General features: G+C 64.1%; 9 protein-coding genes. 5 read left to right on the forward strand and 4 right to left on the reverse strand.

Features of this window, described 5'->3' with window-relative positions; all coding sequences use genetic code 11:
- Positions 1–81 precede the first annotated feature (81 nt).
- Complete coding sequence (locus tag H3H51_RS17450) at positions 82–1,335, forward strand: murein hydrolase activator EnvC family protein (RefSeq protein WP_183090349.1); 1,254 nt, start codon at positions 82–84, stop codon at positions 1,333–1,335.
- A 31-nt stretch (positions 1,336–1,366) separates the two neighbouring features.
- Entirely contained in the window at positions 1,367–2,692 is a 1,326-nt protein-coding gene (locus H3H51_RS17455) for a S41 family peptidase (RefSeq protein ID WP_183090350.1), read from the forward strand.
- Positions 2,693–2,751: 59 nt separating this feature from the next.
- On the opposite strand, the gene H3H51_RS17460 is transcribed toward H3H51_RS17455, so the two are convergent.
- The gene (locus H3H51_RS17460; protein WP_183090526.1) at positions 2,752–3,510 is read right to left on the reverse strand and encodes a substrate-binding periplasmic protein; all 759 of its coding nucleotides are present in this window, start codon (positions 3,508–3,510) and stop codon (positions 2,752–2,754) included.
- A gap of 291 nt (positions 3,511–3,801) precedes the next feature.
- On the opposite strand from H3H51_RS17460, the gene H3H51_RS17465 reads away from it, so the two are divergent.
- From H3H51_RS17465 to H3H51_RS17475, 3 genes are read left to right on the forward strand one after another with little or no spacing between them, the layout of a single operon-like run.
- Positions 3,802–5,526, forward strand: coding sequence for a type I secretion system permease/ATPase (locus tag H3H51_RS17465; protein WP_183090351.1), 1,725 nt, complete (start codon positions 3,802–3,804; stop codon positions 5,524–5,526).
- A gap of 3 nt (positions 5,527–5,529) precedes the next feature.
- Complete coding sequence (locus tag H3H51_RS17470) at positions 5,530–6,867, forward strand: HlyD family type I secretion periplasmic adaptor subunit (protein ID WP_183090352.1); 1,338 nt, start codon at positions 5,530–5,532, stop codon at positions 6,865–6,867.
- A 2-nt stretch (positions 6,868–6,869) separates the two neighbouring features.
- Positions 6,870–8,195 carry a TolC family outer membrane protein gene (locus tag H3H51_RS17475; protein ID WP_235981413.1) on the forward strand — a complete coding sequence of 442 codons (1,326 nt, stop codon included), beginning with the start codon at positions 6,870–6,872 and terminating at the stop codon, positions 8,193–8,195.
- A 66-nt stretch (positions 8,196–8,261) separates the two neighbouring features.
- On the opposite strand, the gene H3H51_RS17480 is transcribed toward H3H51_RS17475, so the two are convergent.
- The 3 genes from H3H51_RS17480 to H3H51_RS17490 form a co-directional block, all read right to left on the reverse strand.
- A complete protein-coding gene (locus H3H51_RS17480; protein WP_183090354.1) occupies positions 8,262–9,089 on the reverse strand; it encodes a hypothetical protein in 828 nt (275 codons plus the stop codon).
- Positions 9,090–9,126: 37 nt separating this feature from the next.
- The gene (locus H3H51_RS17485) at positions 9,127–10,968 is read right to left on the reverse strand and encodes an O-linked N-acetylglucosamine transferase, SPINDLY family protein (RefSeq protein ID WP_183090355.1); all 1,842 of its coding nucleotides are present in this window, start codon (positions 10,966–10,968) and stop codon (positions 9,127–9,129) included.
- An 86-nt stretch (positions 10,969–11,054) separates the two neighbouring features.
- Positions 11,055–26,618 carry a hypothetical protein gene (locus H3H51_RS17490; RefSeq protein ID WP_183090356.1) on the reverse strand — a complete coding sequence of 5,188 codons (15,564 nt, stop codon included), beginning with the start codon at positions 26,616–26,618 and terminating at the stop codon, positions 11,055–11,057.
- Positions 26,619–26,873 lie beyond the last annotated feature (255 nt).

Here is a 26,873-nt window from a genome sequence, read left to right on the forward strand (position 1 = left end):
CGGCTCTCGTCGGCGGGCGTTTTTTTTGCGCGGCGCCACGGGCATACTAGGGCCACCCTCCGTACAGGTGCTGTACAGCCCATGCTTCGTGCCCTCGCCCTCATTCTTCTGACCGCCCTGTTCGCTCCCGCTTATGCCGACGAAAAGGCTGACGCCCAGCAGCAGCTGGACGCCGCGCGCGCCGACATCGGCGAACTGAAGAAGCTGCTCGAACAGCTGCAGAAAGAAAAATCCGGCGTGCAGAAAGACCTCAAGCGTACCGAAACCGAGATGGGCAGCCTGGAAAAACAGGTCAAAGGCCTGCAGCAGGAGATGAAGCAGAGCGAGCAGGAGCTGCAGCGGCTCGATCAGGAGAAAAAAAAACTCCAGCAATCGCGCCTTGAACAGCAGCGACTGATCGGCATCCAGGCCCGCGCGGCCTACCAGGGCGGGCAACAAGAGCCGCTGCGCCTGCTGCTCAACCAGCAGCAGCCGGAAAAATTCTCGCGCACCCTCACCTACTACGACTACCTGGGCAAGGCACGCCTGGAACAGCTGGCGACCTTCAACGAAACCCTGCGCCAGCTGGCCAACGTCGAGAACGACATCACCACCCAGCAGAACCAGCTGCAGGAACAGAAAAGCGCCCTCGACGGCCGCCGCGAACAGCTCGCCAGCGTGCGCAAGGAGCGCCAACTGGCCCTGGCCAAGCTGAACAAGGAATTCACCGCCCGCGACCAGAAGCTCAAGGCCCGCCAGCAGGAACAGGCCGAGCTGACCCAGGTGCTCAAGACCATCGAGGAAACCCTCGCCCGCCAGGCCCGCGAAGCCGCAGAAGCCCGCCGCTTGGCCGCCCTGCAGCAGCAACAGCAGCCGATCCGCAACCCGAATGGCAGCAAACCATTGCCGCTTGGCCCTTCAGTCTCCAGCGATGGCGCTACCTACGGCGGGCCTTTCGCCCAGGCCAAGGGCAAGCTGCCGTGGCCAGTGAACGGTCGCTTGGTGGCCCGCTACGGCTCCCCGCGCAGCGGCGATGACCGCGCCAAGTGGGACGGCGTACTGATCGGCGCCAGCGCTGGCAGCCAGGTGCATGCCGTACATGGCGGGCGCGTGGTGTTTGCCGACTGGTTGCGCGGGGCCGGGCTTCTGGTCATTCTCGACCACGGCAATGGTTACCTGAGCCTCTACGGCCACAACCAGAGCCTGCTGAAAGACGCGGGTGACATCGTCAAAGCCGGCGAAGCGATCGCTACAGTCGGCACCAGCGGCGGGCAAGACACCCCGGCGCTGTATTTCGCCATCCGCCAGCAGGGCCGCGCGAGCGACCCTGCCCAGTGGTGCCGCGCGCAAGGATAAGCGCGAATTTCTCAATTCCGGGAGCCTGTACATGCCGTATTTCCGCCGCCTCACCCCCCTCGCCCTGGCCCTTGGCCTGCTGACGGGCAGCCCTGCCCTGCTGGCTGCCGAGCAGGCGGCCACGCCCGCTGCGGCGCCGGCGGAAACCGGCAAGGCGCCGCTACCGCTGGACGAGCTGCGCACCTTCGCCGAGGTGATGGACCGCATCAAGGCGGCCTACGTCGAGCCGGTGGATGACAAGACCCTGCTGGAAAATGCCATCAAGGGCATGCTCAGCAACCTCGATCCGCACTCGGCCTACCTGGAGCCCGAGGCGTTCGCCGAGCTGCAGGAAAGCACCAGCGGCGAGTTCGGCGGCCTGGGTATCGAAGTGGGCATGGAAGACGGCTTCCTCAAGGTGGTGTCGCCAATCGACGACACCCCTGCCTCGCGCGCCGGCATCCAGCCCGGTGACCTGATCATCAAGCTCGACGGCCAGCCAACCAAGGGCCTGTCGCTGATGGAAGCCGTGGACAAGATGCGCGGCAAGACCGGCAGCAAGCTGCAACTGACCCTGATCCGCGAAGGCGGCAAGCCATTCGACGTGGAACTGACCCGCGCGGTGATCAAGGTCAAGAGCGTCAAGGCGCAGGTGCTCGAAGACGGCTACGGCCTGGTGCGCATCACCCAGTTCCAGGTCAACACCGGCGAGGAAGTCGGCAAGGCCCTGGCCAAGCTGAAGAAGGACAATGGCGGCAAGAAACTGCGCGGCCTGGTGCTCGACCTGCGCAACAACCCCGGCGGCGTGCTGCAGGCGGCGGTGGAAGTGACTGACCATTTCCTCACCAAAGGCCTGATCGTCTACACCGAAGGGCGCATCGCCAACTCCGAACTGCGCTTCAACGCCGACCCGGCCGACGCCAGCGAAGGCGTGCCGCTGGTGGTGCTGATCAACGGCGGCAGTGCCTCGGCCTCGGAAATCGTCGCCGGCGCCCTGCAGGACCACAAGCGTGGCGTGCTGATGGGCACCGACAGCTTCGGCAAAGGCTCGGTGCAGACCGTGCTGCCGCTGAACAACGACCGCGCCCTGAAACTCACCACGGCCCTGTACTTCACCCCCAAGGGCCGCTCGATCCAGGCCCAGGGCATCGTCCCGGACATCGAAGTAGCCCGCGCCAAGGTCACCCGCGAACAGGACGGCGACGTGCTGCTCAAGGAAGCCGACCTGGCCGGTCACCTGGGCAATGGCAACGGCGGCGCCGACCGTCCGAGCAAGGGCCAGAAAGCCAAGAGCGAGCCGCGCCCGCAGGACGACGACTTCCAGCTGAGCCAGGCACTGAGCCTGCTGAAGGGCCTGAGCGTGACCCGCGGCGACTGAGGGTTTTATCAGGCGCACAAAAAACCCGGGCTAGCCCGGGTTTTTTATTGCCACCGCGCTTATTGCACGTAGGCGTTCAGCACTTTGTCGATGTAACCCTCGGCGCGCATCTTGTCCAACGCGTCCTGCAGGCGGGTTACCACCTCATCCGGGGTTTCCGGGTTGAGGGCGAGGAACAGCTGGGCCGTGTCGAAACGCAGCACGGTCTTCAGGCCAGTGATGCCTTCCTGCTTGGCCAGGTAGCGGCCAGCCGGGTCGCCGGTAGCCCACAGGTCGATCTGGCCGTTCTGCAGCTTGCTGGCGTTCTCCTGGTCGCGGAATACCGCGTCCGGCTCCAGGCCCTGTTTGGCCAGGTGCTCGGCAATCGCATCGCCCTTGTAGGCACCAACGCGATACTGCTTGGCCTCTTCCAGGCTGTTGAGGGTGATCGAGCTGTCGGCCTTGGCCAGCATGACCCAGTCATCTGGACCGATCGGCCCAACCCATTTGAACAGCTTCTCGCGCTCCGGCAGGCGGGCGGTGACGAACACGCCGTAGTTCGGGTTATCCAGCGCCAGCTTGTAGATGCGCTCCCAGGGGAAACGCAGGGTCATGTTGTACTTGATGCCGGCGCGCTTGAACATTTCGCCCACGACCTCGACGGCGATCCCGTTGAGGTTCTCCTCGCGAGCGTAGTTCTTGCCGTTGGTCGCCATGTTGTACGGCGGGAAGTTCTCGGTCATCAGCACGACCGTGTAATCCTCGGACACCTGCGCCCGAGCCAGGCCGCTGCACAGCAGCCCGATACTCAACAACAGCAACATCACACGCTTCGACAACATATCCATTTCCTTGCTCGCCAGAAGGTCGAAAGTATAGCGTAACCGGGTCCACGCCCAGCCAGGCGCCAGCGCCCGGGATTGCGACGTGAATCACTCTGGGCAGAGGCTTCTCGCGCCTGTTATAGGTTGCCACAGCGTGGCCGATAACAGGAGCAAAGCAGCCCCCGAAACTGCGCCGCCTGCAGGCCGACCGCCGGTCCGCAGGCGCACGATGGACTGCGACAATCATGCCAAGCCGAGCCGATAGTGGCATCATGCCGCGACTCGCAGAGAGACCAGCATTTACCCATGCGCCTACGCCTTGACCCCACACGCGACATCGACGCGGCCCTGCTGCGCTACCGCAGCCTGTTCTGGGTGATCGCCCTGTTCAGCGGCGTGATCAACCTGCTGACCATCGTGCCCGCGATCTACATGATGCAGGTGTTCGACCGGGTCATGGCCAGCCGCAACGAAACCACCCTGCTGCTGCTGACCCTGCTGGCCCTCGGCCTGTTTCTGCTCAGCTCGCTGGTGGAGTGGATTCGCGGCCAGGTGATGATCAAGATGAGCGTCGGCATCGACCTCGACCTCGGCGAGCGCCTGTTCGGCGTGGCCTTCCAGAAGAGCCTCAAGGAGCACAACGCCAACCCGGCGCAGGTGCTCGGCGATCTCAACGTGCTGCGCCAGTTCCTCACCGGCTCCTCGCTGATTTCCCTGCTCGACCTGCCGTGGATGCCGATCTTCCTCATCGTCACCGGCATGCTGCACCCCTGGCTGGGCCTGTTCACCCTGCTCGGCGCGCTGATCCTGTTCGGCCTGGCGATGTGGAACGAGCACGCCACCCGCAAGGGCCTGGACGAGGCCAACCAGATTTCCGTGATGTCGGCCAAGTACGTCAACAGCACCCTGCAGAACGCCGAAGTGATCCAGGCCATGGGCATGCTCGGCAACCTGCAACGGCGCTGGGCCGCCATGCAGCAGCGGCTGATCGGCGCGCAGACCTCGGCCAGCGACAAGGCCGCGCGGATTTCCACCATCACCCGCCTGGTGCGCACCGCCTGGCAATCGCTGGCGATGGGTCTGGCAATGCTGCTGATCCTCGATGGCAAGATCTCCGGCGGGGTGATGATGGCGGCAGGCTTCCTGATCAGCAAAGCCATGCTCCCGGCCGAACAGGCGATCAGTTCGTGGAAGCAGCTCGACAGCGCCAAGGCCAGCTACAAGCGCCTGTGCCAACTGCTCGACGAGTTCCCCAAGCAGGTCCAGCGCATGAGCCTGCCGGCGCCGACCGGGGCGATTCGCATCGAGCGCCTGGTGGTCAACCCGCCGGGCAGCAAGCGGCCGTCGGTGAACGGCATCGACTTCGCCCTGAATAAAGGTGACGTGCTGGCGATAATCGGCCCCAGCGCGTCTGGCAAGTCTTCCCTGGCCCGCGCCATGGTCGGGGTCTGGGTGCCCAGCTACGGCTCGGTACGCCTGGATGGCGCCGAGGTCGGCCAGTGGTCCAGCGAAGACCTGGGCCAGCACATCGGCTATCTGCCCCAGGACATCGAACTGTTCGACGGCACAGTGGCCGAGAACATCTCGCGCTTCGGCGAAACCGACTCCACCCAGGTGATCGAGGCCGCGACCCTGGCCGGTATCCACCAGATGGTGCTGCGCTTTCCGCAAGGCTACGACACCCCGCTGGGCCCTGGCGGCCTTGGCCTGTCCGGTGGGCAGAAACAGCGTATCGCCCTGGCCCGGGCGCTGTATGGCAAGCCGGCGCTGATTGTCCTCGACGAGCCTAACTCGAACCTCGACGATGCCGGTGAAAGCGCCCTGGTCACCGCCATCGGCGCCCTGCGCGACAGCGGCTCCACCGTGGTGCTGGTGACCCACCGGCCGAACGTGCTGGCCGTGGTCGACAAACTGCTGGTGCTGCAGGATGGCACGCAGAAACTGTTCGGCCCGCGTGACCAGGTGCTGCAGGCCCTGTTGCCCGCCGCGCCGCCCGCGAATGCCGCCGCGCCCAACGCCCAGACGAGCTGACCCATGTCCCTTGCCCAGCTGAAAAGCCCCGCGCAACCCTCGCCGGCCGAACTGCGCGATGCCGCGAAAACCGCCCGCCTCGGCCTGTGGGTGATCGCCATCGGCCTCGGTGGTTTCATTCTCTGGGCCGCCTTCGCGCCGCTGGCTCAGGGCGTGGCTGGCCAGGGCACGGTGGTGGTCGCTGGCGAACGCAAGACCGTGCAGGCCCTGGCCGGCGGCGCGGTGAATGAAATCCTGGTGCGCGAAGGCGACCATGTGAAGGCTGGGGAACTGCTCATCCAGCTCAACACCGTGCAGGCCCAGGCGCAGCTGGAAGTGGCCCTCGGCCAATGGTTCAGCTCGCGCAGCGTCGAGGCGCGGCTAAGCGCCGAGCGCCATGGCCTGGAAAGCATTCTCTGGCCCGAAGACCTGCTGGAGCGCAGCGAAGACCCACGGGCCAAGCGCAATATGGAACTGCAGGGCAACCTGTTCGAGACCCGCAGGGCCGAACTGACCAGCCGCCAGCAGATCATGCAGAACCAGGCGGCGTCGTTGCAGGAGCAGCTGCAGGCCTATATCCAGATCAAGAGCCACCTGGAAACCCAGCTGGACTACCAGCGCAAAGAACTCACCGGCCTGCGCGAACTGGCCGCCGAAGGCTATGTGCCGCGCAACCGCCTGTTCGAGGCCGAGCGCAACTCGGCGCAGCTCAGTGCGCAACTGGCGTCCGGCGTCTCCGATATCGGCAAGACCCGCCAGGCGATCACCGAGAGCAAGCTGCAGTACCTGCAGTTGCAGCAGAATTTCCGCATCGAGGCCGAATCGCAGCTGGCGACCACCTCTGCCGAAGCCTCCAGCCTGGCCGAGCGGATCAAGGCGCTCGAATTCGAAGTCAGCAACGCCGCCATCCGCTCGCCGGTGGAGGGCCAGGTGATTGGCCTGACGGTGCATACCGTGGGCGGCGTAATTCCTGCGGCCCAGCGCCTGATGGACATCGTGCCGTTCGGCTCAGCGTGGATCATCAAGGCCAAGTTCGAACCAGTGGTGGCCGACCGGCTGAAGAACGGCCTGCCGGTCAACTTGCGCTTCTCCGCGCTGAACAGCGCCACCCTGCCTGTCGTCGAAGGCAAGGTGTTGACCGTGTCGGGCGACCAGTTGCTCGACGAACAGACCCGCCTGCCTTACTTCGCCGTCGAGGTGGAAGTCAGCCCCGAAGCCGTCGCCCGCTTGCAGGCGCATGGCCTGGTAGTGAAGCCGGGGATGCAGGCCGAGGTGATGGTGCAGACCGGCCAGCGCACCTTCCTCAACTACCTGATGCGCCCGCTGGAGCAGCGTATCCGCGGCGCGCTCAAGGAAGAATGAGCATGCGCACCTGGATCGCCCTGCTGGCCACCCTGGCCCTGCAGCCAGCCCTGGCGGCAGAACCGAGCGCGCTGTCGTTGCTCGACGCCTACGACAATGCGCTGTACAGCGACCCGAGCTTCCAAACGGCGACGTTCGATTACCAGGCCACCCAGCAGGAGAAGGACATCGGCTTGGCCGGCCTGCTGCCCCAGGTCAGTGCCGGCGGCCGCTACGGCAGCACCCAGCAGCTGAACGGCCAGGACCTCGACAGCGGCACCCAGAACCAGCGCTACACCACCAGCGGCCTCACGCTGAGCGCCCGCCAGGTTCTCTACAACAAGGCCAAGGCCGCCTACTACGCGCAGTCCAAGGCACGCAGCAAGGTCGGTGAGTCGCTCTACGACGATGCCTTCCAGGAGCTGTTCCCGCGGGTGGTCGAAGCCTATTTCGAAGTCGCCCGCCAGGAAAACGAGCTGAGCCTGAGCCTGCAGCAGAAAATCGCCATCGAAGGCCTGGTCAAACAGACCCGCCGCCTGTTTGAAGTGGGCGACGGCACCATTACCGACACCGAAGAAGCGCAGGCTCGCCTGGACCTGGTCACCGCTCAGGAAATCGAGGCCCGTGCTCGCCTGCAGGCCGCCAAGCATGCGCTAGCCGGACGCACCGGCGTGCCGGTGGAGGCGATCATGGCCATGCACGAGACCCTGCCGCAAAGCCCGCCGCTGCTGGCCGAGCAGGACCTGCCCTTCTGGCAACAACAGGCGCGTGAAGCCGCGCCGCGCCTGGACGCACGCCGTGGCTCGGTGACCGTGGCCGAGGCCGAGCTGAAAAGCCAACGGGCCGGGCACTACCCGCAACTGGCGCTGGTCGGCGAGCTGAACAACAGCGACCAGGACAACCTGGCCACTGATTACCGCCACCAGTCGTCCTACTACGTCGGCGTGTCGCTGGATGTCCCGCTGTATTCCGGCGGCGGGGTCAACGCCTCGGTGCGCAAGTCGCAATACGCGCTGTCCAGCGCCCAGGCCCAGTTTGACGACGAGGCGCGGCAGATTTCCGAGGACATCGAGCGCGGTTATCTCGGCGTGGTCAGCGGCTTTGCCCGCAGCAAGGCGCTGCTGACGGCCGTGCACTCCAACGAGCGCGCCCTGCGCTCCGCCGAGAAGGGCTATCAGGCCGGCGAGCGTTCCACCGTGGATATCCTCAACGCCCAGCAGACCCTGTTCATGGCCCGCCGCGATCTGCTCAACAGCAAACTGCTGATGCTGCAAAGCCTGGTCAGCCTGCATGCACGCAGCGGCCTGATGCACCGCGGTATCCTGCAGCAGGTGCAAGAGCTGTTCTGAGCAGTTGGGGGGTTACGTAGGGCGAGGCGACCACGCGGGTTTCACCCGCCCTACTTCCAGAAGCCCTCAGATACCTGGCACGTAACTGCTCTCGCCGGACTTGACCAGCAGGTTGAGCTGGCCGGTGTGCGGGCTCAGCCAGTCGCCGCCGGCAGGCGTCAGGCTGCGCAGCTGGCGCAACAGGTAGTAGCTGCCAAGGCGCTCTGCGCAGAAGGCCCAGACCCTGGCCTGGCCGTCCGCGCGCTGGGTCGGGTGCAGCTCGATGCAACGCCGCACCACCGCCTCGATCGCGCTGATATGACGAATCCAGAACTCCGCCGGCAGCACGCCCAGCTCGATGCCGCCGGGGAAGAAGATCTTCTCGTCGAAGAACGGGCAGACCTCCTGTTTGTCCAGTAGACCGAGTTCCACTGCCGCGGCGGCGAAGCGCAGGAAATCCTCGACGTGGTGGACGTCCTTGTACTGGTACAGATAGCCGTGGTTAACCCCGTTGAGGCTGAATTGCCCCGGTTTACCGATCAGGAAATCCGAGCCCTGCGGCAGCATCTGCGCGGCCAGTTGCACAGGATCGATCTGCTCGGCCGAGAGCACGTCCATCACCTGGTAGTTGTCGGCCTGGGTGCCGATGCGCTCGCGGGTCATGAACTTGCGGTACTGGCAGATGCCGACGTGGCGAATCTCGGGGCGCTGCAGCAACAGGTTCTTCAGCGCGAAGGCGCCGGCAGTGGCCCCCAGTACCGGGTGATAGGGCTCCCACTCCGGAGCCAGATCACGCAGGTTGAGTCGCCCTGGCGCCTGCGCCTCGCCCATGTAGATCGGCGTGACGTACTCCGGGAAGTCCATCTCCAGCGGCACATGGGTCAGGCAGGCGTAGAACAGGTTTTCGGCAGACATCAACGGTGTTCCTGGCAGTAAACGTGAAGAGTGCAACTCAATCGCGTGGCGAATGGCTATTGTGCGCCGCCAGCAGGCCATCCTCGAAGCTGCGCACGAAACGCGGCATATCGAACAGCAGCGAGCTTTCCCGGCCTTGCTGCAGGCGCTGGCGCAAGCCACGCAGCTGCTCGCGCTCGGTCGCCAGCGCGATGGCGCGTTGCTCGAAGTCCGACTGCGATTCGGTAATCAGCTCGGGCAAATCCAGTGCGGTGAGCAAGCTGCCAGCCATGCGCGAGGCGAAGGTGCGCCCCGAGCGGGTCAGCACCGGCAGGCCCATCCACAACGCATCGTTGGCGGTGGTGCCGCCATTGAAGGGATAGGCATCGAGGAACAGGTCGGCCACCGTATACCGCGCCAGGTACAGCTCGGGCGCCACGCGCGGGGCGAAGATCAGCCGCTCGGCCGCCACGCCATGCCGCTCGGCACAGGCGATCAGGTTGGCTTGCGACCACTGATTGTCGGCCAGCAGCCAGAACAGGCTGTCGGGCACCGCCGCGAGGATGCGCATCCAGCTGGAAAACACTTCCTCGTTGAACTTGTAGTTGTTGTTGAAGCAGCAGAACACGAAGCGGTCATCCGGCAGGCCGCACTCGGCGCGGCTCGGCAGCGGCGCCACCGGGCGCTGGCGATCACTGCACTGGAACACCGGCAGGTACAGCGGGCGCTCGCTGTAGAACGGCTTCTCCGCGTCCGGAATCAGGTAGCGGTCGGCGATCACGTAGTCGACGCAGGGCAGCCCGGTCGGGCCGGGGAAGCCCAGATAGGTAAGCTGCAGCGGCGCCGGGCGGTAGGCCAGGATGTTCGCCCGTGCACCGGAGGTCAGACCCTGCAGGTCGACCAGGATGTCGATCTCGTGCTGGCGGATCAGTTGCGCCGCGCTGGCATCGTCCAGGCCGCCGATGGGCACGAAGTAATCCATCGCCGCCTTGACCCGCGCCCTCAACGCCGAGCCATCTTCGCGGCTCCAGCAGAAGCCGTAGACCTCGAAACGCTCGCGGTCGAGCAGCTCGAACAGCTCCACGGTCAGCAGCGACACCGCGTGCAGGCAGAAGTCCGAGGAGAGAAAGGCGATGCGCACTTTCGGGTGGGCGTAACCCTGCTTCGGCGCCAGCTCGGCCACGCGCTGGTTGATCCGCTCGCTGACGAAACGCAGCGCGGTGGCCAGCTGCAGACCCGGATCATCGCTGGCCGAGAGCATTGCCAGCGGCGACGTGGCCTTGAGCATGTCACCGACGGAGAGCCCCGGCATGGGCGTAAGCACCGGCCATTCGCATTGCTTCTGGCGCAGGTGCACCCAGTGCTGGATCACCTTGGGCTGGGCCGGATCGGCCTGCAGGCTGGCCTGCAGTTTTTCCTCGGCAGAGTGCAGCTGGCGGATCTCCTCCATCAGGCGGCCCATGCTGTTGAGCACCATGATGTACAGATCCGGATTCAGCTCCGGCCCTACCAACGGGTGATCGAGCATCGACTGCCAGATCACCAGAGCATTTTCCGCGCGGCCCTGGCGCTCGATCACCGCGCCGAGGTTGAACCAGGCCTGGGCGAAGTCCGGCTTGCGCTGGATCGCCGCCCGGTAAGCCTGCTCGGCCGCCGGCAGCTGCTCGAGCTGCGACAGGGTCACCCCGAGGTTGAACTGCACGATGTAGTCGGCGCTGGACGTGCAATGCCCCAGCCACGTCTGGTACAGCTGCGCCACGTCCGCCGGCCGGCGTGCCTGGCCGAGGCGCTCGGCCACGCCAATCAGTTGCATGGGTTCGAGGGCGGCCTGCTCGGCAAACTGCAGGGCAGTCTGCAGCACAACGTCCAGGTTCAGGCTTTCAAGCGGATTTTCAGGCATGCAGGCGCCTTATCGAAAAAGGGATGACGGCAGATGCAACTGTCCCGGCGCCGCTTGCGCGACGCCGGGACAGTCTTCCAGCTTCCTTAGGAGAAGAAGCTGGTGTGCACGTTGCTCGCCACCAGGAGCTGGATATCCCCGTCGTTGTACACGTCGTAGGAAGTGCCGTCGACCTGGACACTGCCTGCGGCATGCCAGTCGCCTGCCGGATCGTTGATCTGCACGCTGTCGCTGGCGTCACCGTTGACGATCAACTGCACCGGCTGCGAGGCCCCTATACCGGTTTCGACCAGACCGGTCTGACCGAAGTGGCTGACGCTCGCGGCATCCAGTTTCAGCGTGTTGGCATGGCCATCGCCGGCGCCGAGGTCGATGCGGCTCAGGCTGTGCTCGTTCACCGTTTGCGGATTCAGCGCCGTCAGGTCGATGGTCTGCTCGCCACTGCCGCCATTGCGGAACCAGGCATCGACGATGCTGTGTACCGCGCCGTCGGTGGTCTCGTAGCTACCACTCAGGCCGATCCAGTTGCCGTTGTTCAGCTCACTGGTCTGCGCGGCGTTCAGGCCGATGCTGGCGATCCCCAGGGACGACAGGCTGTACAGCTCGCCGCTCTGGCTGACGCCATCCTGATTGGCATCCATCCACACCCGCAGGGAGGAGAAGGTGCTGTCGTTGGCGTCGATGCGGCCGTCACCGTTGCTGTCCAGCTCGGCCAGGGCGGCAAAGCCGTCCTGCGCCTTGCTGCCATCAGCCAGAGTGGTGGCGTTGCCGAACAGCTCGCTGCCGTCGTTGATGCTGCCATCACCGTTGCGGTCGAGCGCCAGCAGGCCATCGCCATCGCCGACCCAGCCGGTGCTATCGAGATCGCCGTCACCGTCGATATCGAAGCGGGTGTTGGCTGCCCAGTGCAGGGTCTGCGCGCCATCGCCATTGAGGTCGAGGACCAGCGGCGAGGTGCTCAGTACCGACATCTGCTCGGTGCTCATGGCCGCCAGCTGCGACGCGGTGAACGCGTCCGCCTGGGTCATGTTCAGCGCCGTCAGTTGGTCGGTGGTCAGTGCGGCGATGTCCGAGACATCGATCGCCACCAGCTGGGCGGTGCTCAGATGGCCGAAACCACCCGCATCAATGGCACCGATCTGCGCCGAGGTCAGCGCGACGATGTCGGCCGTCTCGATCGCTGCGACCTGGTCACTGGTCAACGCCGCGATCTGTGCCACGGTCAGCGCTTTGATCTGCGAGGTGGTCAGGGCGACGATCTGTGCGGTGGTCAGCGCAGCGATCTGGTCATTGGTCAGCGAAGCCAGGTCGGTGTTCTGCATCGCCTGAATCTGCGCGGTGCTCAGCGCAACCAGGTCAGCCGTTTCCAGCGCCGCCACCTGCTCGGTGGTCAGGCCGTAGATCTGCGCCGCGGTCAGGGCATGCACCTGAGCGGTGGTCAGCGCCTGGATCTGATCGGTGGTCAACGCCGCCAGGTCGGAGATCTGCATCGCCTGGATCTGCGCGGTACTGAGTACCACCAGGTCCTCGGTTTGCAGGGCCGGGATCTGCGCCGTGGTCAGGGCAACGATCTGCGCGGTGGTCAGCGCGGCAACCTGAGCCGTGGTCAACGCCGCGATCTGAGCGTTCGACAGCGCCGCCAGATCCGAGCCTTGGATAGCCTTGATCTGACCGGCCGTCAGCACCGCCAGGTCCTGGACCTGCATGGCGAAGAACTGCTCGCTGGTCAGCGCGACGATCTGCGCGGTGGTCAGTGCCTGCACCTGATCGGTGGTCAGCGCGACGATCTGGTCGGTGGTCAGCGAGGCCACATCGACGCCCTGCATGGAGGCAACCTGCTCAGTGGTCAGCGCCTGCAGCTGATCGGTGCTGAGACTGGCCACCTGCTCGGTGGTCAGCTTGACCACTTGCTCGGTAGTCAGCGCCGCAATCTGCGACACGCTCAGGGCGCGCACTTGCGCAGTACTGAGCAGAGCCAGGTCAGTGGCATCGACTGCCGCGATCTGTGCGGCACTCAGGGCCTGCAGGTCTGCAGTTTCCATCGCTTCAACCTGGGCACTGGTGAGTGCCTTGATCTGGTCGGTGGTCAGCGCCTGGAACTGCACGCTGCTCAGCAATTGCACCTGCTGGGTGGTCAAGGCCGCGATATCGCGGGTTTCCATGGCCTCCAGCTGGACGGCGGTGAGCCCTGCTACCTGATCGCTGGTCAGTGCCGCTACCTGGGCAGTGGTCAGGCCAACGATGGCGGCAGTGGAGATTGCGGCGAGATCGGCCACTTCCAGTCTGACCAGTTGCGCGGTGCTCAGCGCAGCCAGTTGTGCCGAGCTCAGGGCATGAGTCTGCTCGGTGGTCAGGGCCACAACCTGGGCACTGGTCAGCGCGGCAATATCGGCGGTTTCCAATACCGCGACCTGGGCAGCACTGAGTTCGGCGAAGTCCGCCGCCTGCAGGGCCGCCACTTGATCGCTGGTCAGCGCAACGATCTGTGCCGTGGTCAGGGCTTTTACCTGATCACTGCCCAGCGCAACGATCTGCGCGGTCGTCAGCGCCGCCAGATCGGTGCTGGTCAGTGCCACAACCTGCGAGGTCAACAGCGCCGCCACTTGAGCGGTGGTCAGGGCTGCGGTCTGTTCGACGGTGAGCCCTTGCAGGGCTGCGGTGGACAGCGCCACCAGGTCGGCGATTTCCAGTTGGACCAGCTGCACCGTACTCAGCGCGGCCAGTTGCGCCGAATTCAGGGTATTCGCCTGTTCGGTGGTCAGCGCAACGATCTGCGCCGTGGTCAATTGCGCCACGTCGCGGGTCTGCAGGGCGGCGATCTGTACCGAGCTCAGCTCGGCAATATCGGCTGCATCCAGCGCCGGGATCTGGTCGGTGGTCAGCGCAACGATCTGCGCGGTGGTCAGCGCCTTGACCTGGTCACTGGTCAGTGCCTTGATCTGGGCCGTGGTCAGTGCCGCGATATCGCGGGTTTCCATGGCCTGGATTTGCGCAGTGGTCAGCACCGCCAGATCGGCGGTTTCCAGCGCCTGCACTTGGGCGGTGGTCAGTGCCACTACCTGAGCAGTGGTCAGCGAGCTGACCTGTTCGGTGGTCAACGCAACGATCTGCGCGGTGGTCAGCCCTGTCAGGTCGGCCGTTTCGATGGCACGAATCTGCGTCGAGCTGAGTACCGCCAGGTCGGCGATTTCCATCTGCGTCAGCTGAGCCTTGGTCAAGGCCTGGATCTGCTCTGCGGTCAGCGCCTGCACCTGAGCGGTGGTCAGCGCAATGAACTGCGCACCGGTCAGTGCCGCCACATCCGCCGCCTCGAGACCCGCAACCTGGGCGGTGGTCAGGGCCTGGATATCGGCGGTTTCCAGCGCAGCAACCTGGGCCTGGGTCAGCGCCTGGATCTGGTCGACGCTCAGTGCACGCACCTGGGCGGTGGTCAACGCCACCACCTGAGCGGTACTCAGTGCCGCAACCTGAGCCAATTGCAGGCCAGCCAGTTGCACCGAGCTCAGCACTGCCAGGTCGGCAGTCTCCAGGGCACGAATCTGCGCAGTGGTCAGCGAACCAATCTGATCCTGAGTGATTGCCGCGACCTGAGCGGTGGTCAGTTGCGGGATCACGCTGGTGGACAGGGCCGCCAGATCCTCACCTTCCAGGGCAGCGATTTGCGCCGTGGTCAGGTTGATTACCTGGGTAGCGGTCAGCGCGCCAACTTGAGCGGTAGACAGCAACTGGATCTGATCGACCGTGAGGGCGGCGATATCGGCCGTTTCCATCAGGACGATCTGGTTGGTGGTCAGTGCCGCAATCTGCTCGAACACCAGCGCCTTCACTTGCGCGGTGGTCAGGGCCACCAACTGCGCCCCACTCAGCGCCTGGATGTTGCTGGTACCCAGCGCAGCAATTTGCGCGGCCGACAGGCTGGCGAATTGCGTGGTGCTCAGTGCGCCAGTCTGCAGGGTGGTCAGGGCTGCAACCTGTTCTTCGGTCAGCGCCGCGATATCGGCAGTAGCCATGACCTCGATCTGCGCGGTAGTGAGCTTGCTCACCTGGGAGATGGAGAGCTCGGCAAAGCGATCCGGAGTCAAGGCGACGATCTGATCGGTAGTCAGGGCCACCACTTGCGCCGTGGTCAGGGCACCAATCTGGTCGAGGGTCAGCGCCGCCACATCGGCAGTGCTCAGGGCCTTGATCTGTGCAGTGCTCAGCGCAGCAACCTGGGTGTTGGTCAGCGCGACGATCTGCGCCGTGGTCAGCACCCCGATTTGTTCGTTGGTCAGGGCGCGCAGGTCTTCGGTCTCGATGGACGCCACCTGATCGGCGCTCAGCGCAGCCAGGTCGGCAGTTTCCATCACGCGGATCTGCGCCGTGGTCAGTGCAGCCACCTGCTCGGCAGTCAGGGCACGGGCCTGGGCGGTAGTCAGCGCCTGGATTTGTGCGCCGGTCAGAGCGGCCGTCTGCTCAGTACTCAGGCCGGCGATACGGCTCGGACTAAGCGCCGCCAGATCGGCGGTTTCCAGAACGCGGATCTGCGCCGTGGTCAGAGTCGCCAACTGCAGAGCCGTCAGGGAAGATGCTTGCGCAGTGGTCAGAGCAACCAGCTGGGCATTGCTCAGCACGGCTACATCCTGGTTTTCCAGCGAAGCGATCTGCGCGGTGGTCATGCCGGCGATTTGCGCGGTGGTCAGTGCTTGCACCTGCGCGGTGGTCAGCGCCTGCACCTGGGCCGTGGTGAAAGCCGCCACGTCCTCGGTCTGCATGATGTGGATCTGCCGGGTGGTCAGCGCCGCGACTTGCGCGGTGGTCAGGCCCGGTACGCTGTCGGTGGTCATCGAGTTGATGAACTCGAGCTCCGCCGCATCCAGCGCTTCCGGATCCAGTGCTGCCAGTTGCTCATTGCTCAGTGCCGAGAGTTGCGCACTGCTCAGGGCAGCGGCTTGATCGGTGCTGAGGACAGCCAGTTGCTCCGGTGTCATCGCAGCAATATCAGCTACTTCCAGAGCGGCAATCTGCGAAGAGGTCAGCGCAGCGATCTGTGCTGGCGTCAGGCTGGCGGCCTGAGCCGTGGTCAGACCGACGATGGCAGCGGTGGACAGCGCAGCGAAATCGACAGCCTGCAGGCTGGTGATCTGGTCGACACTCAAGGCCGCTACTTGCGCACCGGTCAGCGCCGCTGCCTGGGCGGTAGTCAGCGCCACCAGTTGCACATCGGACAGGGTCGCCACATCAACCGTTTGCAGGGCCGCCACTTGCGCGGAAGTCAGCGCGGCGATCTGGCCGACCGACAGCTGTTCGATCTGCGCAGTGGTCAACGCGACGATCTGCGCGGTGGTCAGGGCGGCGACCTGGGCAGTGCCCAGCGCAGCAACCTGATCGACGCTAAGGGCAGCGATGTCAGCGGTTTCCAGGGCGCGGATCTGCGCCGTGGTCAGTGCGGCCAGATCCGCCACGTCCATCGCGGCGACCTGAGCGGTGCTCAGTGCAACGATCTGTGCGGTGGTCAGGGCAGCGGCCTGGACGCCGGTCAGGGCGGCGACCTGCTCGGTGCTCAGTGCAGTCAGGTCGGCCGTTTCCAGGGCGCGAATCTGCGCCGTGGTCAGGATAGCAAGCTGCTCACCGGTCAGGGCATGCACTTGGGCCGAGCTGAGTGCAACGATCTGTGCCGTGCTCAGGGCCACCAGATCGGCAGTGCTCAACGCACTTACCTGCACGGTGGTCAGCGCCGCAACCTGATCGGTCGACAGTGCTGCCGCCTGGGCAGTGGTCAGCGCACCGATCTGCTGTTGGCTCAGGGCCACCAGATCGGCAGTTTCCAGCGCACGAATCTGCGCGGTAGTCAGCGCAGCCAGATCGACAGTCTGCAGGGCTGCAACCTGAGCCGAGCTCAGGCTGAAGACCTGCGCCGTGCTCAGGGCTGCGACCTGGTCACTGGTCAGGGCGACGATCTGCGCAGTGCTCAGGGCCTGGATACTGGCAGTGGCCAGGGCACGCACCTGCGCGGTACTCAGCTCAGCAACCTGCTCAATGGTCAGCGCACGCACCTGGGCCGTGCTCAGCACTTGCAGCTGGGCATTGGTCAGAGCCGCCAGATCAGCAACTTCCAGCGCGGCAACTTGCGCGGAGGTCAGCGCCATGACTTGTGCCGTGCTCAGCTTGCCGACCTGGACAGAGCTCAGTGCAGCGATTTGCTCGACGGTCATGGCTGCCAGATCGGCAGTCTCCAGGACCGCCAATTGGCTGGTGGTCAGCGCGGCGACATCCACCGTTTCCAGCGCCGAAACCTGTGCGGTGGTCAGGGCCACGATCTGTGCCGTCGTCAGCGCCTGGATCTGTGCCGTAGTCAGCGCGGACAGTTGGTCACTGGTCAGCGCCGCGAAGTCCACGGTTTCCAGCGCACGGACCTGAGTCGTGCTCAAGGCAGCAATCTGGGTCTGGGTCAGTGCCCGCACCTGAACGCTGGTCAGCGCTGCCACTTGGGCCACGCTCAGCGCCTGTACATCGGCGACTTCCAACGCCGCAACCTGATCGGTGGTCAGCTTGGCCAGCTGTGCAGTGGTCAAGGCCGCGACTTGGGCCGAGGTCAGCGCTATTACCTGGTCGATAGTCAGTGCAGCCAGATCTGCCGTTTCCATCGCGGCGATCTGCGCGGTGGTCAGTGCCGCAACCTGGGCATCGCTCAATGCGCCAATCTGGCTGACGGTCAGGCTCGGGATGACTTGTGTGCCAATCGCAGCCAGGTCAGCCGCTTCCAGCGCAGCGATCTGGTCCACGGTCAGGCTGGCCAGTTGTGCCGAGGTCAGTGCGGCCGCCTGTGCGGTGGTCAGGGCGACGATTTGCGCTGCGGTAAGCGCCGCCACATCGGCGGTTTGCAGAGCCTGTACTTGCACGGTGGTCAGAGCAGCCACCTGCTCGGTAGTCAGCGACTCGACCTGGGCAGTCGTCAGCGCGACGACCTGCGCGGTGGTCAGTGCCTGCACCTGAGCGGCGGTCAGCTTGTTCAGCTGGGAGCCACTCAAAGCTGCCAAGTCGACGGTTTCAATGGCCTTGATCTGCGTGGCAGTCAGCACTTGCAGCTGGACGCTGCTCAGCGCCGCCAGTTGCGCCGAACTCAGGGCAACGATCTGCGCCGTGTTCAACACCACCAGGTCTGCGGTTTCCATTACCGCAACCTGGCTAGGCGCCAGGGCGGCGATTTGTGCAGTGGTCAGCGCGGCAACCTGGGCCGTGGTGAAGGCAACCACCTGGCTGCTGGTGAGAGCCGTCAGGTCAGCGGCATCCAGGGCACGAATTTGTGCGGTGGTCAGCGCCTGCAGATCAATGGTGCTCAGGGCCGCCAGTTGATCGCTGGTCAGGGCCACGATTTGCGCAGTGGTCAGAGCAGCCGTCTGCGCAGTGGTCAACGCCGCGATCTGGCCAGCCTGCAGGGCGGCGATATCGGCGGTTTCCAGCTTGCTGATCTGGCTGGCGCTCAAGGCTGCGACATCCACTGTTTCCAGTGCGGCCACCTGGGCCGTGGTCAGAGCCTGCAGTTGGGCACTGGTCAGCGCAGCCACCTGGGCGGTGGTCAGCGCCTCGATCTGGTCTGTACGCAGTGCGGCCAGGTCGACGGTCTCCAGCGCAACGATCTGCGCCGTGGTCAGCGCCTGCAGGTCGTCCAGCGCCAGGGCCTGAACCTGTGCAGTGGTCAACGCCACCAGTTGTGCCGTGCTCAGCGCCTGGATTTGCGCGGTAGTCAGAGCAGCCAGCTGCTCGGCGCTGAGTACCGCCACATCGGCAGTTTCGATGGCGCGAACTTGCGCCGCGGACAGCGCGGCGATCTGGGCGACGCCCAGGGCCTGGATCTGCGCGGAGGTCAGCGCAACGATCTGATCGGTACTCAAGGCACGCAGGTCGGCGGTTTCCAGAGCGGCTATCTGGCTGGCGGTGAGCTTGCTGACCTGGGCGGTGGTCAAGGCAAGCACCTGAGCGGTACTCAGGGCCGCAATCTGCTCCTCGGTCAGGGCCGCCAGATCGGCGGTTTCCAGGGCGCGCATCTGTGCACTGTTCAATGCAGCCAGATCAGCCAGTTCCAGTGCCGCTACTTGGGCCGTGGTCAGGGCAACAATCTGCTCGGTGGTCAGCACTGCAACCTGGCCACTGGTCAGGCTGGAGATTTGCTCGGCGCTCAATGCCGCGAGGTCAGCGGTTTCCAGGGCGCGAACTTGAGCCGTGGTCAGCGCCGGGACCTGCTCCAGAGTCAGGGCACGCATCTGCGCGGTGGTGAAGGCAACAATCTGCGCAGTGGTCAGGTTAACCAGGTCAGCCGTCTGCAACGAGGCGATCTGGCTGGTCGGCAGGCTGGCGATCTGCGCAGTGGTCAGGGCCGTCGGCTGCGAGCCACTCAATGCCACAACCTGTTCCTGGCTCAAGGCGGCCAGGTCGGCGGTTTCCAGTGCCGCGATCTGCGCACTGCTCAAGGATACGATCTGGCTGGTCGTCAACGCCTGGATCTGCGCGGTGGTCAGCGCGACGATCTGCGCGGTGGTCAATGCGCGTACATCGGCAGTTTCCAGAGCCGCGACCTGGTTCTGGGTCAGGCTGGCGACCTGCGCAGTGCTCAGGGCGACAATCTGTCCAGTGGTCAGAGATTGCACCTGGCCGGTAGTCAGCGCCGCCAGGTCAGCTGTTTCGAGTGCACGGACCTGTACCGTTGCAAGGGACTGCACCTGGCCATTGGTCAATGCAGCGACTTGCTGGCTGGTCAGCGCGACAACTTGCGCGGTGCTCAGCGCCGCCAGCTGGACGGTGCTCAGACCGGCTATCTGCGCGGTGGTGAGAGCCGCCAGATCGGCGGTTTCCAGGGCCTGCAACTGGGCGGTAGTCAGACCTGCCAGGTCAGCCACTTCAATGGCTGCTACCTGCGCTGTGGTCAAGGCCACCACTTGGGCCGCGCTCAGAGCACCAATCTGGTCCTGGGTCAGCGCGGCGATCTGATCGCTTTGCAGTACCGCCAGGTCTTCGGTAGCCAGGGCACGAACCTGTGCAGTGGTCAGCACTTCAATTTGGTCGGCGATCAGTGCTCGTACCTGAGCGGTGCTCAGTGCAACGATCTGTGCCGTGGTCAGCGCCTCGACCTGGGCGGTCGACAGGGCCGCAATCCGATCAGTGCCGATGGCCGCCAGATCGGCAGTTTCCAGGGCACGAATCTGAGCGGTGCCCAAGGCAGAGACCTGGTCGATGGTCAATACGGCAGCCTGCGCGGTAGTCAGAGCAACCAACTGCGCAGCGCTGAGAGCCGCTACATCATCGGCACTCAAGGCCGCCACTTGGGCAGTGGTCAAGGCAGCAATTTGTACGGTTTTCAGCGCAGCAATCTGCACCGTGCTCAGACTGGCCAGTTGATCGGTGCTGAGTGCTGCCAGATCCTGGGTTTCCAGCGCCGCGACTTGGGCGCCGCCAAGAGCGTCGAGTTGCTCTTCCGTCAGCGCGCGCACTTGCGCGGTGCTCAGGGCGACCACCTGGGCGGTGGTCAAGGCTGCAATCTGTGCGGTGCCCAGGCTGGCAAGCTGCGCCGTACCCAGGGCCGCGACATCGTCAGTTTCCAGTGCACGAATCTGGCTGGTGCTCAAGGCTTCCAGCTGGCCGACCGTCAACGCGCCAACCTGGGCGGTGGTCAACGCTGCAATGCGGGTGTTGCCCAGAGCGGCAATGTCCACTGCATCCAGGGCTACTACCTGAGCGGTAGTCAGCGCCGCGATCTGCGCCGTAGTCAGCGCCGCAACCTGGGTCGAAGACAACACGGCAACCTTCGCCGTACTCAGGGCAGGCAGGCTCGTGACATTCAGGGCAGCGACCTGAGACACGGTCAACGCGCTCACCTGATCCAGTACCAGCCCGGCCACTTGCGCCGAGGACAGCGCAGCGATAGCGGCAGTAGAGAGCTTGGCGAGATCAGCCGTCTCCATGGCGGCCAACTGGGCCGGGCTCAGGGCTGTGACCTGAGCAGCCGTCAACCCGCGGACTTGAGATTGGGTCAGGGCAACAATCTGATCGGTGCTCAGGGCAGCGATATCAGCGGTATTGAGAGCGGCAATCTGATCAGAGGTCAGCGCAGCAATTTGCGCGGTGTTCAGGGCGGCTACTTGTGCGGTGGTCAGCCCAGCGATCGTTGCCGAAGCCAGGACGGCCAAATCGATTGCTTCGAATGCGGCGATTTGGGCAGTGCTGAAGACCGCCATTTGCACGCTGGTCAACGCCGGCATCTGGTTTTCAGTCAGCGCCTGGATTTGTGCGGTGGTCAGCGCCTGGATTTGCGTGGTGGTGAAACCAGCAATGGTGGCACTGGCCAGGGCGGCAAGATCCTGAACTTCCAACGCCTGGATCTGCGCGGTGGTCAGGGCAGCCAGTTGCGCCGAACGCAGGGCAACAACCTGTTCTTCGGTCAGAGCGGCAACCTGGGCCGTCGTCAGTGCGCGAATGTCGGCAGTTTCCAGCGCCGCCAACTGGGCGGAGCTCAGGTTGGCGATTTGATCGACCGTCAGGGCACGCACCTGGTCACTGGTCAGCGCCACGATCTGCGCAGTGCCGAGCAGGGCAACATCCTCGATATCCAGCGCCACGATCTGATCGGTACTCATGCTGGCCAACTGGGCAGTGCCCAGCGCCGCCACTTGCGAGCCGGTCAGCGCCTGAACCTGTTCAGTGGTCAATGCCACAACCTGCGTGGTGCTCAGGCTGCGAATCAGTGCCGTGGAAAGCAACTGCAGATCGGAGGTTTCAATCGCCGCCACTTGCACGCTGCTCAGGGCAGCCAGTTGGCCGGAACCGAACGCCGCCATCTGTTCATTGGTCAACGCAACGATCTGCGCGGTACCCAATGCGCCGATATCCTGGCTATCCAGCGCAGCAACCTGCGCGGTCGTCAGTACAGCAATCTGGTCAGTAGTCAGTGCAGCAACCTGGGCACTGCTCAGGGCCTTGATACTGGCGCTGGACAGACCGATCAAGTCGTCTACTTCCACGGCAGCCACTTGGGCTGTGGTCAGCGCGGCGATCTGGTCGGTACTCAACGCCGCAACCTGAGCAGCAGTCAACACCTGAATCTGCTCGGCACTCAGCGCCCGTAGATCAGCGGTTTCCAGAGCGCGAACCTGCGCTGTAGTCAGCACGGCTATCTGGTCGGTATTCAGGGCTGCTACCTGCGCAGAACCCAACGCAGCGACTTGCGTGGTACTCAGGGCACGCAGTTGTGCACTGTCCAGGGCGAGCAGTTGCTCCTGATCCAGCACCGCCACATCGGCAGTATCCAGCGCGCGGATCTGGGCAGTGGTCAGCACTGCAACCTGGTCACTGGTCAGCGCTGCAACCTGAGCGGTACTCAGCGTCTGGATCGCGGCGGAAGACAGCAAGCGCAAATCGGCAGTATCGATCGCCGCAACCTGGTCAGCGCTCAGCAGACCGATCTGCTGCGTGCTCAAGGCGAGAATTTGGGCGCTGGTCAGCGCAGTAATCTGCTCGGAGGTCAGCGCCTGCAGCTGTGTAGAAAGCAGCGAGGCAATGCTTGCCGTGGACAGTACCGCCAGATCAGCCGTTTCCAGGGCAGCCAACTGCGCCACGGTAAGCGCACGGGTCTGCACCGTCGTCAGAGCGGCTACTTGCAGAGTGCTCAGGGCAGCTACTTGATCGTCGCCCAAGGCCCGGATCTGGGCAGTCGTCAGTGCCTTGATACTGGCTACCTTGAGCCCGGCAATATCGGCAGGATCAAGACCTGCAACCTGGGCAGTCGTCAGGCTGGCAATCTGTGCCGTGGTCAGCGCCGCTACTTGGTCGCTGCCAAACGCAGCGATCTGCTCATTGCTGAGCACGCGAAGGTCAATCGTTTCCAGCGCAGCCAACTGGGTAGTGCTCAACGAGGCCAACTGAGCGGTAGTGAGCTCTGCAACCTGAGTCGAGGTCAGCGCCTGAATGGCGACCGACGACAACTGGGCCAGATCCTGGGTTTGCAGCGCCGCGATCTGCTCCGGAGTCATCCCGGCGATCTGTGCGGTGGTCAAGGCAGCCGCTTGGGCAGTCGTCAGCGCAGCAATCTGGGCGCTGTCGAGCACAGCCAGATCGGTGGTTTGCAGAGCCCGGATCTGTACAGTGGTCAACGCAGCAATCTGCGCGGTACTCAGCGCTGCAACCTGGGTATTGGTCAGGTTGATAATTGCAGCCGTGCCAAGCGCAACCAAATCCTGGGTTTCCAGCGCCGCAATCTGGGTAGTCAGCAGTTTGGATATTTGCGCGGTAGACAGCGCGGCGACCTGAGCAGAGGTCAGTTTGGCAATCTGCGTTGCACTCAACTGACGCAAGTCACTGGTTTCAATCGCGGCGATTTGTGCCGTGGTGAATGCTGCCAATTGAGCGGTGGTCAGCGCGATGAAGTGAGCACTGCTCAACGCCACGATATCTGCGGTTTCAAGTGCACGAATCTGCGCCGTGCTCAAAGCGGCCAACTGAGCCGTGCCCAGCGCCTTGATATCGTCAGTTTCCAGTGCCTTGACCTGGGCGGTGCTCAATACGGAAATCTGTGCACTATCCAGCGAGGCGATCTGCCTGCTGCTCAAGGCAATGATCTGCGCGGTACTCAGCGCGCCAATTTGCGCAGTGGACAGGGCATCCAGCTGCCCCGTCGTCAGGACCGCTACATCCACGGTATCCAGCGCAGCAACCTGGGCAGTCGTCAGCGCCTTCACTTGCGCCGAAGTCAGCCCCTGCACCTGAGAGGTGGTCAATGCCTTGACCTGAGCTGCGGTCAGCGCCTGCACCTGACTCGACGTCAGTACGGCAACCTGGCTAGGGCTGAGTGCTGCGACTTGCGCAACAGACAGGCCACTAATGGCCGCAGGAGTGAGTGCGGCAAGGTCCGCTGCCTCAAGCGCACGAATCTGTGCAGTGGTGAGCGTCACCACCTGGCCACTGGTCAACGCAGCCGCCTGGCTGGTGGTCAGCGCAACCAGCTGAGCCGTGGTCAGGGCCAATATATCGGCAGCTTCAATCGATTGGATCTGTACGGTAGTGAGGGCCGCAACCTGGGCAGCCGTCAGCTTGGAGACCTGAGCAGTGCTTAGGCCCTTGATTACGCTTGCCGAAAGCGCCTGTAGATCCGTGGTTTCGAAAGCACGGATCTGTACGCTAGACATTGCCGCGACCTGCGTGGAGGTCAAAGCAGCGGCATGTGCGGTAGTCCAGGCCTTGATCTGCGCAGTGGTCAACTGCTGGATAGCCGAGGTGCTCAGGGCTCCGACCTGGCGAGCGATCACCTGGTCACTGCTCAGTGGCGAGGTGAGAGCAGCTATCTGGGCCGTCGTCATGGCCACCAGTTGCGGGATGGTCAGGGCTGCGACCTGAGAGGCTTTGAGCACACCCATCTGCGCCAGGGTCAGGGCTTTGATATCGCCGGTCTCGATAGCCTTGACCTGGGCTGCGGTCAGATCATCGATCTGCGTGATAGCGAGGCTGGCAATCTGTGTACTGCTCAAGCCGGCAATGACTGCGGTACTCAGAGCGGCGAGGTCGGCCGTTTCGAGTTTCACAATCTGCGCCGTGGTCAATCCAGCGACCTGCGCAGAAGTCAGGGCTGCAGCCTGTGCGGTGGTCAAAGCCTGGATCTGGGCACTGTTCAGACTCGCCAGTTGGCTAGCCGAAAAACCCTTGACCGCAGCCGTGGTCAGCGCCGCGAGATCAGCCACCTCCAGCCCCGCCAGCTGGCTCGTACCCAGAGCTGCAACCTGCGCCGAAGTCAGGGCGGCAGCCTGGCCCACTGTCAGCGCTTCGATTTGCGCTGCGGTGAAGCCTTTTACATCAGCTACTTCAAGAGCCGCGACTTGCGCCGTACTCAACGCAGTTACCTGAGCAAGCGTCAGGCTGGCGACCTGGGCCGGACTCAGCGCCTTGATAGCCGCTATCGACAGGGACGGCACATCGGTAATGTCGATCGCCTGAATCTGGGCCGTGCTCAGCAGGGCTATTTGCGCCGCAGTAATCGCGCCGACCTGTGCTGCGCTCAGCAAGGTAATGTCAGCGGCGCTCAAGGCCTTGAAGTCGAGCGCCTCAATGGCGGCAATCTGCCCGGTGCTCAATGCCTGCAATTGCGCATTGGTCAGCGCGACCACCTGGGCAGTGGTCAACCCCGACATAGCAGCCGTCGATAGCGCGGCGACGTCCGCCACTTCCATGGCGGCTATCCGCGCCGTAGACAAGGCGCCCAGCTGCACTGCAGTAAGAGCGGCAACTTGCGCAGTGGTAAGCGCAACCACTTGGGCAGCAGTCAACGCACTTACCTGAATGGTCGTCAGCCCCTTGATCGTGGCCGTAGACAGTGCCGACAAGTCAGCCACTTCAATGGCTTGAATTTGCGCCGAACTCAGCGCGGCGATCTGACCAGCCGTCAACGCGCCGATCTGAGCGGAAGTCAGCGCCGTGATACTGCCGGCGCTCAGGGCCGCCACATCGACAGCTTCCATTGCGCGAATCTGCGCAGTGGTCAGTGCGGCCACTTGCCCGCCAGTCAGCGCCTGCACCTGGGCAGTCGTCAGTCCTTTAATCGCGGCGGTACCGATAACGGCGAAGTCCCCCGCCTCGATCGATACAATCCGCGCCGGTGTGATTGCAGTGACCTGGGCAGCCGTCAAGGCACCCACCTGAACCGAGGTCAAGGCGGTCAGTTGCGCTGCCGTCAGCGCCTGCACCTGGGCAGTGCCCATTGCCGCGATGACGGGAGCAGACATAGCCGGGATGTCTGCCACATCAATAGCGGCAACCTGGGCAGTCCCCAGCGCCATGACCTGTGCACTGGTCAGCGCACCGATTTGCGCGGAGCTCATGGCTGCGATTTGGCTGGCCGAAAGCGCCTTGGCATCGGCCGTTGGCAGCAGGGCAATCTGGGCAGTCGTCAGCGCCTGAATCTGGGCATTGCTCAGCGCCTGAACCTGAGCGGTAGTCAAACCGATAATACTGGCTGGCGCCAGAGCAGCAATGTCAGCGACCTCAAGCGCAGCAACCTGAGTGGTGCTCATGGCTGCCAATTGAGTCGCTTTCAGCACCTTTACCTGAGCAGTGGTCAGGGCTTCGACCTGTGCAGCGGTCAACGCGCGCAGCTGCAGAGTGCCCATGTTCTGAATGGCGGCAGTCGTCAGCGATGGAATATCGGCAACTTCGATAGCGGCAATACGGTTGGTGGCCAGCGCATTGATCTGGGCGCTACCGAGCGTGGCAACCTGCGCGCCACTCAGCGCAACGATCTGTGCAGTACCGAGTGCGGCAAAGTCGGCAGCTTCCATCTTCTGCAGTTGCGCAGTGGTCAGTGCGGCCACTTGAGGGGCGGTCAAGCCAGCCGCCTGAGCAGTGGTCAAGGCGACCACCTGAGCGGTGGTCAAAGCAGCAGTCTGCGTGACGTCTAGCGCAGCGACCTGCGCGGGAGTCAGCGCCGCAAAGTCGGCGGCTTCCAGCGCACGCAACTGGGCAGTGTCCAGGGCCTGGACCACGTCAATGGGCAGTACCCGCACCTGCGCGGTAGTGAGAGCGACCACCTGAGCCGTAGTGATGGCTGCGATGTCTTCGGTGGTCAGGGCTGCGATCTGTGCAGTGGTCAGGGCTGCTACCTGAGCCGTAGTTTTGCCGGTAAAGATGCTGCTCATTGTTTTTGTACCTGCACAGAGTAATCGCCCCCGCTTTGCCATTCCGGGCAGCGAGGGCGGAGAAAAGAATCCTGATTAGAGTTAACGGCAAACTTCTTGAAAGCTTGAACAGGCAAGAAAAGCTCGGCGTGTCGACTCAGCAAAGCAGCGCCATGTTTTTGACGACTGCTTTATGCCATCCAGAATAGCACGCTGGCACATAGCCATCGCGCTCGGCAACCGGCAAGCCGACAGACAGCAATCTGTCCGACGACA

This window comes from Aquipseudomonas ullengensis (assembly GCF_014174475.1).
Lineage (GTDB): Bacteria > Pseudomonadota > Gammaproteobacteria > Pseudomonadales > Pseudomonadaceae > Aquipseudomonas > Aquipseudomonas ullengensis.

Excerpts from the sequence above, each read along its gene's own strand:
- H3H51_RS17450 (WP_183090349.1), top strand. The coding sequence starts at position 82 with ATGCTTCGTGCCCTCGCCCTCATTCTTCTGACCGCCCTGTTCGCTCCC.
- H3H51_RS17455 (WP_183090350.1), top strand. The coding sequence starts at position 1,367 with ATGCCGTATTTCCGCCGCCTCACCCCCCTCGCCCTGGCCCTTGGCCTG.
- H3H51_RS17465 (WP_183090351.1), top strand. The coding sequence starts at position 3,802 with ATGCGCCTACGCCTTGACCCCACACGCGACATCGACGCGGCCCTGCTG.
- H3H51_RS17470 (WP_183090352.1), top strand. The coding sequence starts at position 5,530 with ATGTCCCTTGCCCAGCTGAAAAGCCCCGCGCAACCCTCGCCGGCCGAA.
- H3H51_RS17475 (WP_235981413.1), top strand. The coding sequence starts at position 6,870 with ATGCGCACCTGGATCGCCCTGCTGGCCACCCTGGCCCTGCAGCCAGCC.
- H3H51_RS17480 (WP_183090354.1), bottom strand. The coding sequence starts at position 9,089 with ATGTCTGCCGAAAACCTGTTCTACGCCTGCCTGACCCATGTGCCGCTG.
- H3H51_RS17485 (WP_183090355.1), bottom strand. The coding sequence starts at position 10,968 with ATGCCTGAAAATCCGCTTGAAAGCCTGAACCTGGACGTTGTGCTGCAG.
- H3H51_RS17490 (WP_183090356.1), bottom strand. The coding sequence starts at position 26,618 with ATGAGCAGCATCTTTACCGGCAAAACTACGGCTCAGGTAGCAGCCCTG.